This window comes from Bacillus sp. JJ664 (assembly GCF_036962205.1).
Classification (GTDB): domain Bacteria; phylum Bacillota; class Bacilli; order Bacillales; family Bacillaceae_G; genus Gottfriedia.
Genome location: NZ_JBALMS010000118.1, coordinates 34763 through 52259 on the forward strand (window position 1 = coordinate 34763; position 17497 = coordinate 52259).

General features: G+C 33.7%; 21 protein-coding genes and 1 pseudogene. 4 read left to right on the forward strand and 18 right to left on the reverse strand.

Annotated features, from left to right (window positions below):
• The first annotated feature begins 14 nt into the window (after nucleotides 1-14).
• Nucleotides 15-671 (forward strand): endonuclease III, encoded by a 657-nt coding sequence (nth, locus tag V7056_RS16825; RefSeq protein WP_499703567.1) that lies wholly within the window; start codon nucleotides 15-17, stop codon nucleotides 669-671.
• Entirely contained in the window at nucleotides 668-1165 is a 498-nt protein-coding gene (locus V7056_RS16830) for a YpoC family protein (protein WP_499703568.1), read from the forward strand. Before nth ends, V7056_RS16830 begins: the two co-directional genes overlap by 4 nt.
• An 11-nt stretch (nucleotides 1166-1176) precedes the next feature.
• On the opposite strand, the gene V7056_RS16835 is transcribed toward V7056_RS16830, so the two are convergent.
• Nucleotides 1177-3741, reverse strand: a complete 2565-nt coding sequence (locus V7056_RS16835) for a transglycosylase domain-containing protein (protein WP_499703569.1) — start codon at nucleotides 3739-3741, stop codon at nucleotides 1177-1179.
• Between the two features lie 62 nt (nucleotides 3742-3803).
• The gene (recU, locus tag V7056_RS16840) at nucleotides 3804-4397 is read right to left on the reverse strand and encodes a Holliday junction resolvase RecU (protein ID WP_499703570.1); all 594 of its coding nucleotides are present in this window, start codon (nucleotides 4395-4397) and stop codon (nucleotides 3804-3806) included.
• Nucleotides 4398-4492: 95 nt separating this feature from the next.
• Here recU and V7056_RS16845 point away from each other — a divergent pair, with 95 nt between their 5' ends.
• Complete coding sequence (locus V7056_RS16845; protein ID WP_499703571.1) at nucleotides 4493-5500, forward strand: DUF2515 family protein; 1008 nt, start codon at nucleotides 4493-4495, stop codon at nucleotides 5498-5500.
• A gap of 448 nt (nucleotides 5501-5948) precedes the next feature.
• Nucleotides 5949-6197, forward strand: coding sequence for a hypothetical protein (locus V7056_RS16850; protein WP_499703572.1), 249 nt, complete (start codon nucleotides 5949-5951; stop codon nucleotides 6195-6197).
• A 90-nt stretch (nucleotides 6198-6287) separates the two neighbouring features.
• Here the strand turns inward: V7056_RS16850 and yppF are convergent, their stop codons facing one another.
• The 16 genes and pseudogenes from yppF to deoC form a co-directional block, all read right to left on the reverse strand.
• Nucleotides 6288-6482, reverse strand: coding sequence for a YppF family protein (yppF, locus tag V7056_RS16855; RefSeq protein ID WP_499703573.1), 195 nt, complete (start codon nucleotides 6480-6482; stop codon nucleotides 6288-6290).
• Nucleotides 6421-7125: pseudogene (locus V7056_RS16860) on the reverse strand (pyruvate, water dikinase regulatory protein); the annotation flags it as partial. The pseudogene V7056_RS16860 and the gene yppF, both read right to left, overlap by 62 nt.
• 20 nt (nucleotides 7126-7145) lie before the next feature.
• Complete coding sequence (gene ccpN, locus V7056_RS16865) at nucleotides 7146-7784, reverse strand: transcriptional regulator CcpN (protein ID WP_499703574.1); 639 nt, start codon at nucleotides 7782-7784, stop codon at nucleotides 7146-7148.
• A gap of 103 nt (nucleotides 7785-7887) precedes the next feature.
• Nucleotides 7888-8670, reverse strand: a complete 783-nt coding sequence (recO, locus tag V7056_RS16870) for a DNA repair protein RecO (protein WP_499703575.1) — start codon at nucleotides 8668-8670, stop codon at nucleotides 7888-7890.
• A gap of 28 nt (nucleotides 8671-8698) precedes the next feature.
• Nucleotides 8699-8842, reverse strand: a complete 144-nt coding sequence (locus V7056_RS16875) for a YqzL family protein (protein ID WP_087998878.1) — start codon at nucleotides 8840-8842, stop codon at nucleotides 8699-8701.
• Nucleotides 8843-9163: 321 nt separating this feature from the next.
• Nucleotides 9164-10072: a GTPase Era gene (gene era, locus V7056_RS16880; RefSeq protein WP_499703576.1), complete on the reverse strand. Its 909-nt coding sequence runs from the start codon at nucleotides 10070-10072 to the stop codon at nucleotides 9164-9166.
• Nucleotides 10065-10463 (reverse strand): cytidine deaminase, encoded by a 399-nt coding sequence (locus V7056_RS16885; RefSeq protein ID WP_499703577.1) that lies wholly within the window; start codon nucleotides 10461-10463, stop codon nucleotides 10065-10067. The genes era and V7056_RS16885 overlap by 8 nt, the downstream gene beginning before the upstream one ends.
• A gap of 47 nt (nucleotides 10464-10510) precedes the next feature.
• Entirely contained in the window at nucleotides 10511-10888 is a 378-nt protein-coding gene (locus V7056_RS16890) for a diacylglycerol kinase family protein (RefSeq protein WP_499703578.1), read from the reverse strand.
• Nucleotides 10869-11345 carry an rRNA maturation RNase YbeY gene (ybeY, locus tag V7056_RS16895; protein ID WP_499703579.1) on the reverse strand — a complete coding sequence of 159 codons (477 nt, stop codon included), beginning with the start codon at nucleotides 11343-11345 and terminating at the stop codon, nucleotides 10869-10871. Before ybeY ends, V7056_RS16890 begins: the two co-directional genes overlap by 20 nt.
• A gap of 10 nt (nucleotides 11346-11355) precedes the next feature.
• Nucleotides 11356-13461, reverse strand: coding sequence for an HD family phosphohydrolase (locus V7056_RS16900; RefSeq protein ID WP_499703580.1), 2106 nt, complete (start codon nucleotides 13459-13461; stop codon nucleotides 11356-11358).
• A 74-nt stretch (nucleotides 13462-13535) separates the two neighbouring features.
• The gene (locus tag V7056_RS16905) at nucleotides 13536-14498 is read right to left on the reverse strand and encodes a PhoH family protein (RefSeq protein ID WP_087998872.1); all 963 of its coding nucleotides are present in this window, start codon (nucleotides 14496-14498) and stop codon (nucleotides 13536-13538) included.
• A 3-nt stretch (nucleotides 14499-14501) separates the two neighbouring features.
• Nucleotides 14502-15689 carry a sporulation protein YqfD gene (yqfD, locus tag V7056_RS16910; protein ID WP_499703581.1) on the reverse strand — a complete coding sequence of 396 codons (1188 nt, stop codon included), beginning with the start codon at nucleotides 15687-15689 and terminating at the stop codon, nucleotides 14502-14504.
• Between the two features lie 48 nt (nucleotides 15690-15737).
• A complete protein-coding gene (yqfC, locus tag V7056_RS16915; RefSeq protein WP_483301366.1) occupies nucleotides 15738-16022 on the reverse strand; it encodes a sporulation protein YqfC in 285 nt (94 codons plus the stop codon).
• A 241-nt stretch (nucleotides 16023-16263) separates the two neighbouring features.
• Nucleotides 16264-16713: a GatB/YqeY domain-containing protein gene (locus tag V7056_RS16920; protein WP_464959820.1), complete on the reverse strand. Its 450-nt coding sequence runs from the start codon at nucleotides 16711-16713 to the stop codon at nucleotides 16264-16266.
• A 14-nt stretch (nucleotides 16714-16727) separates the two neighbouring features.
• Entirely contained in the window at nucleotides 16728-16901 is a 174-nt protein-coding gene (rpsU, locus tag V7056_RS16925; RefSeq protein ID WP_003152957.1) for a 30S ribosomal protein S21, read from the reverse strand.
• A gap of 164 nt (nucleotides 16902-17065) precedes the next feature.
• Nucleotides 17066-17497 (reverse strand): deoxyribose-phosphate aldolase (gene deoC / locus V7056_RS16930; RefSeq protein WP_499703582.1); only part of this gene is annotated, 432 nt, incomplete at its 5' end.

Genomic DNA, 17497 nt, shown 5'->3' on the forward strand with positions numbered 1-17497 from the left:
TAAGGAGTGTAGGAATGTTAAACAAACAACAAATTTCCGAGGTTTTAAATACAATGGGTGATATGTTCCCAGATGTGCATTGTGAACTAAATCATAAGAATCCATTTGAACTAGTTATTGCGGTTGCTTTATCAGCCCAGTGTACAGATGTGTTAGTCAATAAAGTTACAAAAACACTTTTTGAGAAATATAAAACACCACAAGATTATTTAAATGTCACATTAGAAGAACTGCAAAATGATATTAGATCAATTGGACTTTTTCGTAATAAAGCAAAAAATATACAAAAGCTTAGTGACATGATTCTTACTGAATTTAACGGTGAAGTACCAAGAACAAGGGACGAGTTAATCAAATTACCTGGGGTAGGTAGAAAAACTGCAAATGTAGTTATGTCTGTAGCGTTTAATATCCCTGCAATAGCAGTAGATACTCATGTTGAGCGTGTTTCTAAACGCTTAGCAATCTGTCGATGGAAGGACTCTGTACTAGAAGTTGAACAAACATTAATGAACAAAGTACCAAAAGAAGAGTGGGGAGTTACACATCATCGATTAATTTTCTTTGGACGTTATCATTGCAAGGCGCAAAGACCGCAATGTGAAACATGTCCACTTCTTGATATTTGTAGAGAAGGTAAAAAACGAATGAAAGTGAAGAAAGCAATATGAGTAGAATTCATGAAAATTTTTTAAAATCGCCATTTTATATGGAAGGTAATAATGAGATAGAGCATGATTCAATCATGATAAAAAATAAACCTTTTTCCTACGAAAGTCTTCATCTTTTAGAAGAAAACTCCATAAGCTCCCAAGAAGTTCGTGATGAAATCATTCAAGATATGTTTATGCAATGGAAAGAGGAATCTGAGCTACTGTCAGGCTATTTTAGGATGCGAAATCGCAAAGTGGCATTAGAACCAATGTTAAGAGGTTTAGCCAACTTTATCTCGATTACTACTTGGTTAAACGGTAAAATTTTAACGAATATAAATGATGTGTTAATTGAACTAGACTCATTAACTATTAAACCAATCAACTTGAAAGAAAGAATTAGTTTCGTTATTAAGCAACCAGATCACTACCACTCATTTATTCAAATATCTGGTTTATATACAGAATTAGAAAAGTTGTATTATAAACAAAAAATAACCTCCTCAAAATGAGGAGGTTTTTATTATGCTGTAATTTTGTTATAACGATAATTTGAAGTATTATACGATGTTGGATTTGTGATAATGCCATTATTATCAGTTGGTTTAGTAGGATCAGGTATCACTGGATTACCATCTTCATCAGTTTCACCGTCGCCACCATCTCCATTACCGTTACCATTGCCGTTACCGTTACCATTGCCGTTACCGTTACCATTACCGTTGCCATTACCATTGCCGTTACCATTACCATTGCCATTACCATTACCATTATCACCTTCATCAGGTGGAGTGACAGGTTCCTCAGTTGTTGATAAATCAACAGTTACTGTAACTGGATTACTCTTACCTACATCACTTGTAGCGACAATCGAAATTTTTACAATATCACCAGGAACAATTCCGTTAATACTTGTTGCTGTTCCTTGTATTTTTTGTGTTTGTGCTTTTTTGCCATTTACGTCATAACTTACTTCAAACGAAGTCGATGGAAGTAACTCAGGAGCGTATTGCCAGTTTAAAGAAATATTACTTGTAACAGGATCATAATTTGCTGTTACGTTTTTTACAGGATCTAGTTTGATATCTTGTGGAATATCATCCATTTTTTCGCCTTTAATATATAATTCATCACGATTTTCAACTACTGAACTTGGTTTTTCGAATTTAGAATTCATATCCCCAGTAGCAGCTAGCATATCTCTTGCGATGTATTTTGCAATATTTGTAGATGATTTACCTAAATAATGATCTTTTTTATTTTTCTCATATCCTGTCCAAACAGAAACTGTTACGTCAGGTGAAAAACCAACAAACCAACTATCACGTGTTGCATTATCAGGGAAGCCATATTTTTGTTTTACTTCAGTTGGGTAATTTGTTGTCCCTGTTTTACCAGCCATATCTAAGCCAGGTACGTTTGCTCTACCACCTGTACCAAGAGGGGATTTAACAACATCACGTAGCATATCTGTCACCATATAAGCTGTATAATCACTCATTGCTTGCTTTGGTTCTGGTGTTAATACTTTTTCTGTTTTATCTTGATAAATGATTTTTGTAACTGCATGAGGTTTAATATAAACCCCGCCATTACCAAAGGCTGCATAAGCACCAGCCATTTCCATCGGAGACACGCCTGTAAATCCTCCGATAGAGTATGATTCATAAATATCTTTTGGTAAGTCTAGACCTAAACCAACTCCAAATTCACGAGAACGATCTAATCCTACTTCTTGCATTGTTTTTAATGCAGGGATGTTTCTTGAGTCTGCTAATGCATATCGAATTGAAATTTTCCCTTTATAACGTTTATCCCAGTTACTAATTGGCACACCTTCAGAATATTGATAAGGCTCATCAACAATTTGATGGAAAGTAGACCATTTTAAGTATTGAATAGCTGGGCCATAATCTAATACTGGTTTGATTGAAGAACCAGGCTGTCTTTTGATATCTTTAGCAAAGTTGATTCCGCCAGTTGTTGTATTTCTACCTGCACCAACTGCTCGAATTTCACCAGTTTTCGTATCTGTTAAAACGAAACCAGTTTGGAATTCATCACTTGGATAAAACTCTTTACCACGATTGATAATTTCATCAGCTTTTTGTTGTGCTTTTGGATCAATCGTTGTTTCAATTGTTAATCCATCAGTATAAACATTTGCATCGCCATTTTTTTCAACTTCATCAATTACTACATCTAAAAATGCTTGATACTTAGTACGTTCTGGCTGCGACACCTTAACGATACTTTTCATTGAAACTGCTTTTGCCTTCGTATATTCCTCTTCTGATATATACTTATACTTTTTCATTTGGCTTAGTACGATATTTCTTCTGTTTTCAGATGCAACAGGATGTTTAGCTGGGTTAAAATTATTTGGGCTTTGAACCATTCCAGCTAGGATTGCTGCTTCGGGTAATGTAATTTTAGACAAGTCTTTACTAAAATAAGTTTCACTAGCCTTTGCAATACCATAAACACCACGACCGTTTAAGCCGTTTGAGAAATAAACTTTATTTAAATACATTTCTAATATTTGTTGTTTAGAATACTTTTGTTCTAATTGAAAAGCTAAATACCATTCTTGTACTTTACGTTTAATTGTTTTTTCAGGTGATAAAAATGAATTTTTTACAACTTGTTGCGTAATTGTACTACCACCTTGAGAACCGAATCCGCCAGTAATATTAGCTAAAACTGCACCGAACACTCGACGAATATCTACACCTTTATGCTTAAAGAATCGAACATCTTCAGTTGCGATAAAAGCATCTTGAACCACTGTTGGAATCTCATTATAGGAAATTTTAGTCCTTTGTTCAGTACCTAATTCTGCAAATACATTTCCATCTTTATCTAATACTGTTGAGGATAGTGGGTCTTTTAATTTTGATTCATCTAAATCTGGTGCGCCACTAACTAAATAATAAAAACCACCGACACCAGCAAGTATACAAATGACTGCAACTGTCAATATTGATAAAGTGATTTTTTTCCATAAACCTTCACGTTTCTTTGTCGTACCTTTAGTAGGCTTCTCCATACGTTTACGTTCTTCTCGTGAACGATATTCTTTTGCCATCTTAATTTCTCCTGCCTTTCAAAAATGAACCTTAATCTTGATGTCAATAAATCATGATAAGTTTAATAAAGTTCATCAATACAATTTAAGTAAGGAACAATAATGGGGTAACTAGTTTTAAGCAATGTTCCAAACTGTCTGCATTCTTCTATAGATATTGACTTTCTTCCGCCTTGTTGCTGCCTTTGCCAAAAGGTAAGAATATCGGAAGCTTTTATAAAATAAAGTTCATTATATAATGAAAATTTTATAATGACAAACGATATTCCACCATGAATCATCACATTTTCCATATGCTGTATCTGGTGTAAGTGGAAATTTTGTAAAGGGAAGCTAGTCTTGTTGTTAGTTTCTTTCGCTTCAAAGTCAATATACTTTCCTTTATAAATGCCATTATAATCAGTAGTTGATGCTTGCTTAAAATAGGCCTCTCGAATAACTGCTGCACTTCTTTTTGGATAATCTACTTTTACTATTTGTACTGGTGTTGGTTTTTTATGTATGTTTGCAATATTATTTGCTAAATAATACGTATTAGTGGCATTTAAATCTTCCTCAAGAGACATTCCTCGATTACTATAAGTATTTCCTGATTTTGAAATGAATTCATTGTTTTTTAGAATATTATTTTTTCGATTAGGATATTTTATTGTCATTTAAACCAACTCCGCCTTAAAATACATACAAATGTATTATAGCACTAAAACAGACGTTCGTGTAATAATAACCATGAATGCAAAAGGGTGATCAAATGATCCTGCATCACGATAGCTGGAAGGAATATATAAACCAAAGAAGGAAAGAACATAGTTTAAATCGAAATGAAAATGAATTAATTGAATTGATCAAGCACGAAACGATTCGAAATAACAGCGATAATATCTCAAGAACGATCGCATATCAAAATTATTATTTCAGAATGAATGCTATTCAATGGGCTTTTTTAGCTAGTATGGTTTCTCGTAATGCAGGTTATAACATGACGGATCTTGAAAATCAAAATTTTATTAATGGACTCAGTTTAAAACAAAGAAAGCAATTATTTTTAACTTACGAAAGGGCTAATTGGATCATTTTTTCTGATGCTTTTCCTCAATTATTATTATTTGAGTTCTCAGTAAAACAAAATAAACCATTATTTTATTTACTCAAGCATTTTTCCGTCTCAAGTTTTATGGAAATTGAATGGGAGAAATATTGGACAAATCGCGATTATGTACGATTGGTTTATTCACTCATCATTAATGAACAAAATATGATTGAAAAACCAGTTATCCAAGATGATTATTTTAAACATGAAGTGTTTGATACCTTGTCGTTTAAACTTCAAGAGCAATTAAAATTAAGTAGCGTGATTTTTCCCAATTTATTAGGTGAAGTATATGGAATGTCTATTTTCCAATTTCAAGAACTGAATAAGAGAATCCAAATAGGAAAACAATTATATTCAATATTATTTCATGAAGATCTACATCATCATTTTTGCGAATTTGCAAAACAAGTAACTCATTCGGGGAGTAGAAATGATTATGAAGAATTAGTGGGATTTGCAAAATCAAATAATCCAAAATTAAGGGACGTGTATCCTATTATCCCTCATAAAAGAACAAAATCATTTGACTGGTATAGTTCTACTGTATTTCAACCGGAATGGTATAAAAAAGAGCATTATTCTGATCAATATATATTTAAAGAAACGTTTTTAATGAAACAAGAGCTGATGATGTCACTATTAAAGATGAAATCATTGTTCCAATAAAAGAAGTTAGCAGAAACATGCTAACTTCTTTTTTGTTTACAACTTCTCTACGAGGTCATAAGGCCAAGTCAGATGTTGGCTATAGAGAACCTTATCTGTTTGGAATTATGCCTATTGGACTAAACAATAACCAGCACAACTTATGTTGCAGGGAAATTTGGTCCCTCAATTTTCGGATTACCTGTTCCTTGGGATTTACTTTTTTCTTGTTTCTTCTTTTTTACATTTTTATTTTTTGCCATATGTAACACCTCCCATTTATACCTTTCCCAAAACATTAATTAGTTACAATTCTTTTTGTCGAATATGAAGATGAAAATAGAAAAATTCACTTTGTTTAGCGAAAAAGTACTAGTTTTGTCAACGTAGAAGGAGGTGAAGTTTGACTCGTTGAATACTTGTTATATAGGAATATTGGTGTACAAAAGATGAAGAGGAGTTGAACTGTATGGAGGTAATTCAAAAAGAAGAATTTTTTCGAGCAATTGATGAATTTTTAAATGAGGTTGAATTTATTGAACACTCTTTAGCTTCTAGAATGAGTCAAAAATGTGAAGAAGAAAAAAATTCGCTTTTAAATAAGGTTCAGTCTACTACGGTACATCTTCACCATTTTGAAAAGAAAGTTAATCAAGCCAGTGAAGGTGGAGGATGGATTTCTACACCATTATTAGGAAGGAAGTTAGCGTTTATTTAACAATTGAATTAATATATAAAATAAAGAGATACACATTTACAATCATTGTGAAGGTGTATCTCTTTATTTATATTTAATTTTAATGGCCAATTAATTTGGCTTATTTGCACCAGACAATTCAAGTTCTTTAATTAATGCTCTATAATGTTGAAACGTAACTTCACCATTCAGGTAATTTTGTTGTAAGAAATCCATTAATTGATTAAGATCAGATGGTTCAAAACTTTTTAAAGAAATAAACTTGTTCTTCAATTCTAGCAATGTTTGCATAACTTGCCCCATCATGTAGACCTAATGAAATTAATCTTTCTTTTCGAATATGATTTAATTTCTCTGGTGAAATCATTAACCCAAAGCAACGTTCTTTTGGAACTTTATATAATTGCTCAGGAGGATCTACCTCAGGTACTAACGGTACATTTGCGACCTTTAAGCCTTTATGAGCTAAGTATTGAGATAAAGGTGTTTTCGAAGTTCTTGATACACCAATTAATACAATATCAGCTTTTTCAATCCCTCTAGGGTCTCTTCCATCATCATACTTCACTGCAAATTCAATTGCTTCGATTCGTTGGAAATAATCCTCATCTAATTTTCGGACAACACCTGGTTCATTTTTTGGCTCCATTTTGTTAATTGACGCAATCGTATCAATTAGTGGACCAATTAAGTCATATACAATGACACCAGCTTTTTTCGATTCTTCAAGAATTGCATTTCTCATGTCTGGTTTTACCAATGTAAAAACAATAATTCCGTTATTCTCTTTTGCTACTTGAACGATTTCAATAAGTGTTGCTACATCCTCAACATAAGGTACGCGTCTAATTTCAAATTTATAATGAAATTGACTGATAGCTGCTTTAACGACGTGCTCCGCTGTTTCACCAACTGAATCAGATACAACATAAACGATTGAATTCCCCATATGTTCACCTCTTAATTTTACTAAAACATGTCATTGTTCATTAAGTCTACGATCGCACGAGTAAAATTTGTTTTTGTAAATCGACCAATTACCTCAAGTCCATGTTCACTTTCACGAACAACTGGGACAGCATCAATTTGTTTCTCAATTAAACTCTTTGCTACGTTATAGATTGTATCATCTTTATAGCAAATTGTAATGTTTGGCATTCTAGTCATAATAATATCAACTGGCAATGTATGCAGGTCCTTATTACCTATACTTGCTCTTAGTAAATCTTTTCTAGATAATACACCCGTTAATACCGTATTTTGATCGACAACAAACAAAGTACCTACATCCTCAAGAAACATTGTAACAATTGCATCATACACCGAAGAACTTCTATCTACTACAACTGGTATTGCCTGAAAATCTTTCACGCTCAATTCTTTGATTTTCTCAATAATTTGAGCACCACTCGTTCTTCCTGTGTAATAATAACCTACTCGTGGCCTTGCCTCTAAAAATCCAGTCATAGTAAGAATTGCTAAGTCAGGGCGAAGCGTTGCTCGAGTTAGTGCGAGCCTATCTGCAATATGTTCTCCTGTAATCGGCCCATTTGATTTTACAATTTCAAGAATTTGAGTTTGTCTTTTTGTCAGTTCGATGTTCCTCACCCCTACCGTTCCAATATGCTATACTCTCTAACTAAATATTATATACTATTTTTACAATTTACAAAAGAAAGAAGGAAATAGTTAGCCTATTTCCTTCTTCAAGTTATTCCGAATTCTTATCCTGTTTTAAAAAACTATCCATTGCCTTCAATTGCTCTAAAAATTTACGGGATTTTAAATAAATCCCACTATACTCATCATAATATGAAAACAATATTTGTTGTATTACCTTTTTAGTCTGTTCACTAACTTCGATTTTACCTAGTCGGTTTACATCAAAATGATAAAACAATCTCATTAGTTTGACAGACTTTTCAGTTATGGAAAATGCATATGGATCAGTATGTTTACAACGCTGACACAAAAATCCACCATCTTTCACAGAGAAAGCTACAAATATATTTTCATTGGCACTACATTTGCAGTTGATACAATAATCAAAGAATGGATGATAACCTAAAACTGGTATCATTTTTGTCATATATAAATAAGTTAACGCCTCTGCATCTGCACCATCGTTCATACGCTGAAGAAGTTGGAGGATTAACTCGAATAAATACGGATTATTCTTTTTCTCTTCAACTGCTTTATCAGTTAATTCAACAATTATCGAAGCGTAGGAAGTAGCGATCAAATCTTCCCTCAAATCTCTAAATGAATCGATTAACTCACCTTGACTTAACGTACCTAATCCAGACCCTTTTTGAATTAGATATGAACCATATGTAAAGAGTTGTGTAACAGAAGCAAGCCGACTATTTGTCTTCTTAGCTCCTCTTGCCACAACTCCAATCTTACCTAATTCTCTAGTCAGGAGAGTAATAATTACATTTGATTCTCCATAAGGATTAGCACGTAAAACTATCCCTTCTACTCGTTGTAACAATACAACTCACCATCCAATTGGATGAAGGTTACGTATGTAGGGAATCAATATCAGCTATTTCTTCATCAATGTAACTTTTCTGTTCCACATGTTCCTGTTCAAGCTGCTTAAATATTAAATACGTCTCAACATTTCCAGTTTTAGAAAAGACATCCCAGGTAAAATTCAACATTGAGAAACCACCTTTCAAGAATAGCTACAACTCATTGCTCATTACCTATTAGCCAAATACTACTTTCCCTGCTTACTTATAATGTGACCTTCTCTCCCAGTTTTCATGTGCACAAAATTTATAAAAATTACAAATAAAACTCTTGCAAAACCATAAAAAGTGTGCATTAAAAAATCAATTTGACAAGAGTCAGAGAACTTATTAGAGTGCAGTGCAAGAACGTTTATGTTGATGCTTCTTCTATTTATTTCTCCTTAACTTGTCCACTATTGTATCAAAAAAGGGAATCGCTAAGATCTCAATTCCCTTTAACTTACTTGATTAATATTCGTCCTCACGGAAACCTAAATCTCTTAAGTGAGCCATTTTGTTACGCCAGTCTTTTTGAACTTTTACCCAAAGCTCAAGGAATACTTTTGTATCCAGTAAATTTTGTATGTCTAATCTAGCACGTTTGCCAACCTCTTTTAACATGCTACCTTGTTTACCGATTATAATTCCTTTTTGCGATGAACGTTCAACAACGATTGTAGCATTCACATATATAGCGTTACCTTCAGGTCTTCTTTCAATTTGTTCGATAATCACGGCAATTGAATGTGGAACTTCTTCTCTAGTTAAATGTAATACTTTTTCACGGATTAACTCCGAAATAATAAATCGTTCCGGATGGTCCGTTACTTGATTTGCAGGATAATATTGAGGTCCTTCTGGAAGATAATTTTTAACCACTTCTAGTAGACGATCCACATTATTTCCTTGAAGCGCTGAAATTGGTACGATTTCTGCAAACTCAAATAAATCTTTATACTTTGTAATGATTTTAAATAGTTCTTCTGGGTGAATTGTATCAATTTTATTAATAACTAAAATAACTGGGCTACGTGTACCTTGTAGCTTCTCGATAATAAATTCGTCTCCACGACCAAAACCTTCGTCGGCATTCACCATAAATAAAGTTGCATCAACATCCTTTATTGATTCTTGAGCCACTTTAACCATGAAATCCCCAAGTTTATGTTTCGGCTTATGAATACCTGGTGTATCAATAAAGACAATTTGTGCATCATCTTCTGTGTACACACCTTGAATTTTATTACGAGTTGTTTGAGGCTTATCACTCATTATAGCAATTTTTTGACCAACAACACGATTTAGGAACGTACTTTTCCCTACATTTGGTCTTCCTATAATTGAAACAAAGCCCGATTTATAACTTTCTTTATTCATTTAAATCCTCCGGTGTAAATGCTCCTGGCAATAATTCTTTTACTGTAGTTTCTTGGACTACTCCATTTAAGTTTGATAAATAAACAACTGTGTCTGGTTTACACAGTTCAAATAATACTTGGCGACACGCACCACATGGTGGAACCGGCCCTTTCGTATCTGCAACGACAGCAACTGCTGAAAATTCAGTAATACCATCTGAGTACGCTTTAAATAACGCAGTTCGTTCGGCACAATTTGTAAGTCCATATGATGCATTTTCAACATTACATCCATGAATGACTTGTCCATCCTTTGTAAGTAATGCCGCTCCTACTTGAAATTTTGAATAGGGTACATATGCTTTTTCTCTAGCTTTAATAGCTTCATTTATTAATGAATGTTTATCCATGTAAAAATAGCCTCCTCATATCGAGAAATTTACGAAAATCAGTGTTATTACCGTAGTATAGTAAAATAAGGAAAAAATAGCAAAAATCCTATGATGACCGAAACAAATGCCGCAACCAAAACAGCACCAGCAGCTACATCTTTAGCTTTTTTTGCCAATGGATGAATTTCTGGAGATGCTAAATCGACGACAGCTTCAACTGCAGAATTAACAAGTTCTAGCGAGATGACAATTGTGATGATTAGTAACAGAACCAACCAATCATTCCTGCTAAAATGAAAATAAGAAGCCAAAGCACTCACGATCAATGCTGCACATAAGTGAATTTTAATGTTTCTTTCCTCTTTTACCACACGAAAAATTCCACTCATTGCGTATCCAAAGGATTTTAGTAATGAAGCTCTCTTATAATCTCTCGAGTCCATATTTTTCTAAAATTTCCTTTTGTTTTGTAAACATAACTTTTTCATCAGCATCATTCATATGATCATAACCAAGTAAATGTAAGCAACCATGTACAGCTAAGAAGCCTAACTCACGTCTAAATGAGTGTCCGTACTCCTCTGCTTGTCTTTTTGTTGTAGGAATGGAGATTACAATATCACCAAGTGTTCTCGGCAAATCAACACCTACTATTTCAATTTCGCCTTCTCCTAACTCTTCCATAGGGAATGAAATCACATCTGTCGCACGATCCTTTTCACGATATTCTTTATTAATTTCGTGAATTCTTTCATCGTCTACAAACGAGATTGAGACCTCTACCTCACCACTTACCCCTTCAAATTCAAGCGCACATTCAATGAGACCTTTTAAATCTTCTTGTTGATCATCTGTTACTTCATTTGTTTCATCTATAAAGTCTATTTCTAATTGAACCATTTTCTTCACCTTATCTTTCATCTGGATACTGTATTCTAGAATGGAAGGTACCTTGTAATGTTTCACATAATGATTTTTCAATGATATGTAATTCTTTTAAATTCAATTCACACATTGCAAATTGTCCGTCATTTAAACGATCATTCATTATGATAGAAACAAGCTCTTCAATTTTTTCCATATCCGGGTCCTTTAAAGAACGTACTGCCGCTTCAACACTGTCAGCAATACCAACTATGGCAGATTCCTTCGTATGTGCTTTAGGACCTGGATAGCGGAAATCAATTTCTTTCACTTCTGGATTAGCTTCTTTTTCTTTGTAGTAAAAAAACTTTAATAAAGTTGTACCATGGTGTTCAGCTGCAATATCAATTATATCTTTTGGCAAATTATATTTTTTTAGTATTTTTACTCCATCACTTACATGACGAAAAATTATATCTTTACTTTGTAAAGGCTTAATCCGGTCATGCGGGTTATGTCCACCCATTTGATTTTCAATAAAAAATCCCGAATTGTTCGTTTTACCAATATCATGATAATACGATCCTACTCTAGCTAATAAGCCATTTGCTCCAATCGCTTCACATGCGGCTTCTGCCAGATTTGCAACCATAATACTATGATGATAAGTTCCAGGTGCTTCTAATAAAATTTTACGTAATAATGGATGATTTGGACTTCCTAACTCAACTAATTTAAATGACGAAACCATACCAAAAGAATCTTCTACAAATGGCAGGATTCCCATTGTGATCACACTAGATAAGATCCCTGAGATTAATCCCATTAATAAGTAAATGCCAATTTCCACTGAAGAATATTGTCCATTTCGAATTAACATCAATGCCGATAAAGTGGCGATATTAACTAAAGAAATAAGCACACCAGCATGGATAATCATCGAACGTTTATTTCGCTCTTCATTCAAAAATAAAACTGCAATTGAGCTAAATAATATGTAAATACCCGTTGAATAATTTATTGCACCATTCACTTCTTCATTAAACATGATACTTCCACAAATTGAAAAGATAATCGCCGTCACCATTAAATAGCGATTCCCTAATAAGAATTTAATTAACAAAGTACCAATTGCAACTGGTGCAACATATACAAGACCAGAAAACTCAATTTTTTGGAACAAACTAACAATTTTTAATATTAAAAGTGTAAAAATGACAATACCAAAGTAAGCAACGATATAGTTATTATCATTCTCTTTTAAAGACTCTGTTTGTTTTAACACAAAATAAAGCAAGACGCCTATTAACAAAATTAAACCAACATATGGCTGAACAGACTGATTGTTTTTAATCAGTCCGACTAATTTCAATTGATCATATTTCTCTTTTGTAATCGTTTCTCCAACTTTTACAAGAACCTGCCCTTGAAGAATATAGACACTATCAACAGCTTCACTTTCTAGTCGTTTGCGTTCTTTTGTTACGTCTGCATCAAAAAAATAGTTTGGGACAATTGCAAATTCCCCAATATTAATCATCGCATCTTTTAAACCGGGATTAACGCTCACATAAGACAATTCTGTTCTAAGATTTGCCCGTGCTTCTTCAATTTGATTTGTCGTTATTTCATCAGACATAACATTATTAATAGCTGTATTTAAAGAAGCCTTCGCAATATTTAATTGTTCAGTTGATGACTTCAATAAAGAACTGATTACATCGTCTTCAAAGTTTTTACGAATATCATCTGGAAGCTTTTCTTCCACTTGACTAATCTCTTTTTTGATTAACGCTTGTCCATTAATTGATTGACTACTTTTATCATTTTCGTTCGTCACTTCTTCTACAATATCAAATATAGAATTAACAATATCAATCCGATTTTGAGTGTAGTTTTCCTCATATTTATATACATCTTCAACTCTTGCTGCAGCTTCTTGTCGTTTTTTATATGTAGCAACCTTATCTTCAATTGTAATCGGAGAATAGATTGTCTGGTCTGAAATTGATAATAGATCAACATCGTATTTTATTGGTCTAACATGACTAATTAGAAGAAGAAAACTCGTTAAACCTAAAGTTATGATACAAAATAATATGACAAGTGATTGATTCTTAAATCGTTGGAGTAAAGCTTGCAAATTATTCATCATTTCCCCCTTACTAGTACTGCACCTTCGATAAAACACGAAATGACCCTAGCACTTTGTAGGGTCACTACGATTTATTCTTTTGCTACATCATAAGCTTGAATAATCTTTTGAACGAGTGGGTGACGGACTACGTCTGTCTGCTCTAGTATTGTCATCCCAATACCTTCCACACCTTTTAGAGTATGTTGAGCAGAGATTAAACCTGATTTAACTCCTTTTGGCAAATCAATTTGAGAAGGGTCTCCTGTAATGACCATTTTAGAGCCAAAACCTAAACGAGTTAAAAACATTTTCATTTGAGCCATCGTCGTATTTTGAGCTTCATCTAAAATGACAAATGCATCTTCTAATGTTCTTCCTCTCATATATGCAAGAGGTGCAATTTCAATCGTACCTCTTTCAATTAAACGTACCGTGTGTTCTTGCCCAAGTACATCGTGTAATGCATCGTACAATGGTCTTAAGTATGGATCAACTTTTTCCTTTAAATCACCTGGTAAAAATCCTAAGCTTTCACCAGCTTCAACAGCAGGTCTCGTTAAAATAATTTTACTCACTTTATTATTTTTTAATGCTTGAACAGCCATAACAACCGCAAGATATGTTTTACCTGTTCCAGCAGGACCTATACCAAATACTAAATCATTTGATTGAATGGCGCGAAGATAATGTCTTTGTCCAAAGGTTTTTACTCGTATTGCTTTCCCTTTAGAATTTTTAATAATTTCTTCGTCATACAATCTTGCAAATGATGCTAACTTTCCTTCTTTAGCCATTTGAATCGAGTAAGTAACATCTCTTGATGTAATACTCACACCATTGCGTATAACCTCTAATAACGCTTGAATAATTTGTTCAACAGTTCCTACGTCTTCACTAGCTCCAGATACTTGTACAGATTGACCACGCGTGACAATATTCACATCAAGCATATTTTCAATAATTTGTAGGTGCTTATCATTTGTGCCAAATAAGGCAATCGCTTCGTTTGGATCTTCTATTTGTTGATTTATCGTTAGTAGTTGTTCTGGCATTACTCAGTCCCCTTGAACAATAGTTTTCGTTTTCGTAATATCTTCTAAAACTTTATAATATATTCTTAAATTAACTTTACCATTGTCTAATGACTCGTGCAAAACTTTTTCTTGTAAAATTTTGGCATCCTGACTTAACTTATCCATTAAATCATTTCTACCTGTTTGTTTTCCAACATTAATTGCTTCAGCCTTTGTATAAGTTCTAACAATATCTTCACTTTCATGGATTGTTTTTTTCGTAAAATAAAGCGGTAATTTCCACTTTAAAAATTTAAATTGATACACATTATCTTCTGATTGGAAGGCTTTGTACTTATTTTTGTCAAAACCCCAGAATTTTATTTTGCTTTGGCTAGTTCCGATATAGTATCTTTTCTTCTTTTCACCTGTCAGCACTGTAAATTTAGTATTTAATGGAATACTGACAATTTCTTCTCTCCAAACTTCCCCAATTACTTTTCCAACTGCCGGGACGATAATGGGATGATCTTCAGTACCAATGATGCCCGAAACTAATACTTGACCCCTTTTTACATAATCATTTGTAGTAACTAAAGGCTTTCCTTTTTCAACGAACATACTTGTAATAACTGCTTCTTCTTTCGCTACGATATGTCTTGGTCTTATTTTTTTATCAGGCTTTGGCAAATGCTTTTCAACAACCTCGAAATGAAAGGTAGTCCCATTTAATTGAACGCCAATCCAAGTGATTGACGGATTATCATCCTGTAATTTTTTCTGTATTGTTTGAAGTTTTGGTAATGAGAATTGTGACACCCCCGTTTTGACACCAAGTGAATGTAAGTCTTTACGAAGCTTATATTCAATTTCAGGTGAGGCACCCTTCACGTCGATTCTCCAAACCATATTCGATAATAAAAATAATACGACGAGAAAGCCTACTAAACCAATGACAAATCCGAAATGCTTCCAAGCTCGTCTAATCTCAAAAGGCAAACCTTTTCTTCCTATAAAATGAACCTTGTATTCTTTTTTTCGAGGAATCTTTCTGATTCGCTTATAATCCCTTAAATCGATCGTAAAGGAAATCGAATTTGGTCCATTTTTTTTCACATTTTTTAATGGTATCCCTTTTCGCATACACTCATTTAAAAATCGTTCAGGTCCAAGTCCCATTACTTTCACTTGAACCATCCCTGTAAGATTTGCTGTCCACTGATTTTTCATGATTATCCCCCATGTTCAATTTACTGATCATGGTGTAAGTTCTAGATGCTATTCATTAATAAAATAAACGTGCTCTATTTCGCCTTCTAATAAAATTTCTTCTGGCAGCATTGTTTTCAAGACAAAATCCTTTCCTTTAATGAGAAGCTGACCTTGCTTCATCAGTAAACGGAGTTCCTTGTCTGAATAAACTAATAAACCTCTATGGTTTTCAATATAAATATGTAATTGGCCTAACATTGTAATACGCGGTAACTCAAGGAGTACATCTGGTGGTAAGTCCATCTTACTTGACATCCAGTTTTTAAAATTGTGCGCTAATCTTTTCAAGATAGACTCCTCCCCCTTTCATATCATATTTATGACTAAATTAGAGAACGTATGATACAAAAAGGGAGATGGTGGATGAAATTTAATTTAAGAGGTTACAGGAAGCATTCAAGTACCAGGAAATTTTATCATTTTGATTTGAAAATTTATTTTAGATTGAGTTAGTATGAGGTTTTATAAAACGAGCTTTTGAACGAGGGATTCATTTTTTGGGGCAAAAAAATAAACGTCTATAAATAGACGTTTATTTTAACAGACTTGCTACAGCTTTATTCACAGAAGAGCCGTCAGCTTGTCCTTTAACTTTAGGCATAACTGCACTCATTACTTTCCCCATGTCAGCTTTTGATGTAGCACCAACTTCTGAAATTGTAGCACGCACGATTTCAAGTAGTTCGTCTTCAGATAATTGTTGAGGCAAGTATTCTTCTAGAATCAGTAATTCTTGCTTTAATTTATCCACAAGGTCAGCACGACCAGCTTTTTCGAATTCCAGGAGGGAGTCTTTACGTTGTTTCACTTCACGAGTTAAAATTGTTAACTCTTGATCAGCTGACAATGTCACATTATTCCCCAAGCTAATTACTTCATTTTGCAATGATGCTTTCACCATACGGATAACATTTAACTTGTCTTTATTTTTTTCCTTCATCGCTTGTTTCATATCTGAATTCAAACGTTCGAGAAGACTCATAGTAACACCCTCTCTTAGAATTTACGTTTTCTTGCTGCCTCTGATTTTTTCTTACGTTTTACACTTGGCTTTTCATAAAATTCGCGTTTTCTTGCTTCTTGAAGCGTACCAGTTTTAGAAACTGAACGTTTAAAACGACGAAGAGCATCTTCTAAAGATTCGTTTTTACGAACGACTGTTTTAGACATCTTACTTTTCCCTCCCTCCAAGCTACCACTTACAATCAATAAAAACACTGCAAAAAAGAACACTTTTCTACATGTCTTTTACGATTATAATACATAAAGCATTGTTAGGTCAACAGGTAAATGTCAAGTTTAGACCTTAACACACCTATAATATCTGGTGCCTTTTAATAACCTTCTGTTGCAACATTCCCTTGAGCAATTGTTACACCATTACTCGTACCAATGCGTGTTGCTCCTGCTTTAACCATTTCATTCACACTAGCGATATCTCGTACGCCACCTGAAGCTTTTACACCAATATCTGGTCCAACTGTTTTTCTCATTAATGCTACATCTTCTACTGTTGCACCGCCTGTTGAAAATCCAGTTGAAGTTTTCACGAAATCCGCACCAGCTTTTACAGATAATTTTGATGCTAGCTCCTTTTCTTCATCAGTTAGTAAACTTGTCTCAATGATTACTTTGACAATTGCTTTACCTTTAGCTGCACCGACAACAGCAGCTACATCTTGTTCTACCAATTCTGCATCCTTATCTTTTAGGGCACCAATATTGATCACCATATCTATTTCGTCAGCACCATTTTCAATTGCATT